The organism is Kitasatospora sp. NPDC090091 (genome assembly GCF_044747365.1).
GTDB lineage: Bacteria > Actinomycetota > Actinomycetes > Streptomycetales > Streptomycetaceae > Kitasatospora.
In genome coordinates this window covers 1-3,436 of the sequence record NZ_JBIVDY010000055.1, presented here as the reverse complement: position 1 = coordinate 3,436, position 3,436 = coordinate 1, and the positions used below count along the sequence as shown (strand labels likewise).

2 protein-coding genes are annotated in these 3,436 nt (G+C 73.7%); both read left to right on the top strand.

Translation table 11 applies throughout. The features are described from left to right. Positions 1–3,072 (top strand): type I polyketide synthase (locus tag ACIPSC_RS38975; protein WP_400835149.1); only part of this gene is annotated, 3,072 nt, incomplete at its 5' end. A 29-nt stretch (positions 3,073–3,101) separates the two neighbouring features. Beyond that, positions 3,102–3,436, top strand: a 335-nt coding sequence (locus ACIPSC_RS38970; RefSeq protein ID WP_400835146.1) for a beta-ketoacyl synthase N-terminal-like domain-containing protein, incomplete at its 3' end; no start/stop codon positions are given.

The following is a 3,436-nucleotide window of genomic DNA, read 5'->3' as shown; positions in this document are numbered from 1 at the left end:
ACCACCACCCTCAACCACACCCCCACCCACACACCCACCAACCTCCCCACCTACCCCTTCCAACACCACCGCTACTGGCTCGACACCCCCACCACCCCAAGCGACCCAGCAGCCCTGGGACTCGCCACCACCACCCATCCCCTGCTCGGCGCCGCGGTCCCCCTGGCCGACACCCACGGATACCTCTTCACCTCACGACTCTCCCTCACCACCCACCCCTGGCTGGCCGACCACGCCGTCATGGGCACGGTCCTGCTCCCCGGCACCGCCTTCGTCGAACTCGCCCTGCACGCCGGCGGCGAGGTGGGCTGCGACCGTCTGGACGAGCTCACCATCGAAGCGCCCCTGGTGCTGCCCGAAGGCGAGGCTGTGCAGATCCAGTTGTCGGTGGGGCCGGCCGAGCAGTCCGGCCGGCGGTCGGTGACCCTGTACTCGCGGCCCGACGAAGCCGCCGCGGATCAGCCGTGGACCCGCCATGCCGGCGGTGCGCTGGCCCCGGGAGACCGGGTTGCGTCGACCGCGTGGGCCGGTGCCTGGCCCCCCTCGGACGCGACGCAGGTGGACATCGACGGGATGTACGAGCGGCTGGCCGAGGCCGGTCTGGAGTACGGGCCGATCTTCCAGGGGCTGCGGGCGGTCTGGCGCAGTGACAAGGAGGTGTTCGCCGAGCTGGCCCTGCCGGACGCCCCGGCGACCTCCCACCGGCGAGGGGCTGACGCGGGGGCGTTCGGGCTGCACCCGGCGCTGCTGGACGCCGCCCTGCACGCGGTGGGTTTCGGCCCGTTCCTGTCCGAGGCGGAACGCGCTTCGGGTCAGGCACGGCTGCCGTTCTCCTGGGGCGGTGTGACCCTGCACGCGGCGGGTGCCGCCGAACTGCGCGTGCGGCTGTCCCCGGCCGGGGAGAACGCAGTGAGCCTGGCGGTCACCGACACCCTGGGGGCTCCGGTGGCCTCGGTGGAGTCCCTGCTGACGCGTCCGGTCTCGGCCCAGCAGCTGGAGGGTGCGCGCACGGCCGGACGCGACTCGTTGTACCGGGTGGCCTGGAACCCGCTGCAGGCCGGTGCCGAAGGCGCGGACGAAGGGCGCTGGGCGGTCGTCGAACCCGACGACCACCCGTCGGGTCTGCGGATCGTCGACACGGACGGCGACGCGCGGGTCGAGCGTCACGCAGGTCTCGGCGGGCTGCTGGACGCGCTCTCGGCGGGTGCCGCCACGCCCGACGTGGTCCTCCTCCCGTACACGGGTCACGGCACCCCGACGACGGTCGGTTCCACGGAGGCGCTCGACTCGCCCGCCACCGCCGCCGCGGTGCGCGAGGCCGCCCACGGCCTGCTCCACGTGCTCCAGCGGTCGCTGGCGGACGAGCGCCTGGCCGACACCCGGCTGGTCGTGGTCACCCGGGGTGCCGTCAGCACCGGTGACGACGACCCGCTCGCCAACCTCGTGCAGGCCCCGCTGTGGGGGCTGGTGCGCTCCGCCCAGTCGGAGCACCCGGGGCGGGTGACGCTGCTGGACGTGGACGCCGCCGGGGTCCGCGACGTGTCCGGTGACGCCGCGGTGCTGCGTCGCTCGGCCCTCGCCGTGGCGCTCGACCTGGGCGAGCCGCAACTCGCCGTCCGCCGGGACGCCGCCCTCGTCCCCCGCCTGGAGCGGCTGGCCTCCGCTCCCGCCCCGGGCGGCGACTCCGCGCAGGCCGCGGGATCCGGGGCGACGGGCACCGGTTTCGCCCCGAACGGCACGGTGCTGGTCACCGGTGGCACCGGGACCCTGGGCGCACACGTGGCACGGCACCTGGTGACCCGGCACGGTGTGCGGCACCTGCTGCTGACCAGCCGGCGGGGACCCGACGCCCCGGGCGCCGCCGACCTGTGCGCGGAGCTGACCGGTCTGGGGGCCGAGGTCACCGTCGTGGCCTGCGACACGGCGGACCGGCCCGCCGTGGCGCGCCTGCTGGCCGGCATCCCGGCCGAGCACCCGCTCACCGGGGTGATCCACACGGCGGGTACGGTCGACGACGCCGTGCTGGAGTCGCTCACCCCCGACCGGGTGGACGGTGTGCTGGCCCCCAAGGCTGACTCCGCGTTCCATCTGCACGACCTCACACGGGAGTACGACCTCGCCGCCTTCGTCCTGTTCTCCTCCGCGGCGGCCACCTTCGGTGGCCCCGGCCAGGGCAACTACGCGCTGGCGAACACCGCGCTGGACGCACTGGCCCAGTACCGGCACGCCCTGGGGCTGCCGGCCACCTCGGTGGCCTGGGGGCTGTGGGCGGAAACCAGCGGTATCACGGCCCACCTCGGCGACGCGGATCTGAGCCGGATGTCCCGGGCCGGCATGGCGCCGCTCTCCACGGATGAAGCGCTGAGGTTCTTCGACGCGGCACGCGCCACCGACCATCCCCTGGTCGTGGCGATGCGGCTGGACACGGCGAAGGTCCGGGCCCAGGGTCCGGCGGCGGTGCCGCTGCTGCTTCGGGGCCTGGTCCGGGTGCCGGTGCGTTCCGCGGCGGGAGGCGGGTCCGCGCCCGCTCCGGGCGCGGGCGAGGCGCTCAGGCGACGCCTGGCCGGGGTGTCCGGCCCCGACCGCGACAAGGCCGCGCTCACCTTCGTGTCCGCACAGATCGCCACGGCGCTCGGGCATGCCAACCCGTCGGCAATCGTGCCCGACCGCCCGCTGGGCGAGCTCGGGCTCGACTCGCTGATCGCCGTCGAGCTGCGCAACCGGCTCAGCGCGGAAACCGGGCTCCGGCTCCCGGCGACCCTCACCTTCGACTACCCGACACCACAGGCGCTCGCCGGATACCTGCTGGCCGAGCTGCTGCCCGAGGAGACCGCCGACGGCGCCTTCGCCGGTGCACCGGCCGCCGACGAGGCGGCACTGCGGCGGACCATCGCGGCCATCCCGTTGGCCCGGATCAAGGAGGCGGGCCTGATGGAGGCATTGCTGCGGCTGGCCGGCCCGCAACACACCGAGCCCGAGAATCCCGAACCCGCCGACGAGGCGGCTCTGATCGCAACCATGGATATCGCAGGGCTCGTCCAGATGGCCCTCGGCGACGACGACCAGTCCTGACCAGCCCTGACACACGGAGTTCAAACATCATGACCATGCCTACCGAGAAGATCGTCGAGGCGCTGCGGGCGTCCCTGCTGGAGAACAAGCGACTCCAGCGGGAACACGACGAGTTCGTCTCATCGTCGCGGGAGCCGATCGCGATCGTCGGAATGGGGTGCCGCTACCCCGGCGGAGTCGGCTCCCCCGACGACCTGTGGAACCTCGTCGCCACCGGCCACGACGCCATCACCCCCTTCCCCACCAACCGCGGCTGGAACACCGACACCCTCTACAACCCCGACCCCGACACCCCCGGCACCAGCTACACCCGCGAAGGCGGCTTCCTCCACAACGCCACCCACTTCGACGCCGACTTCTTCGG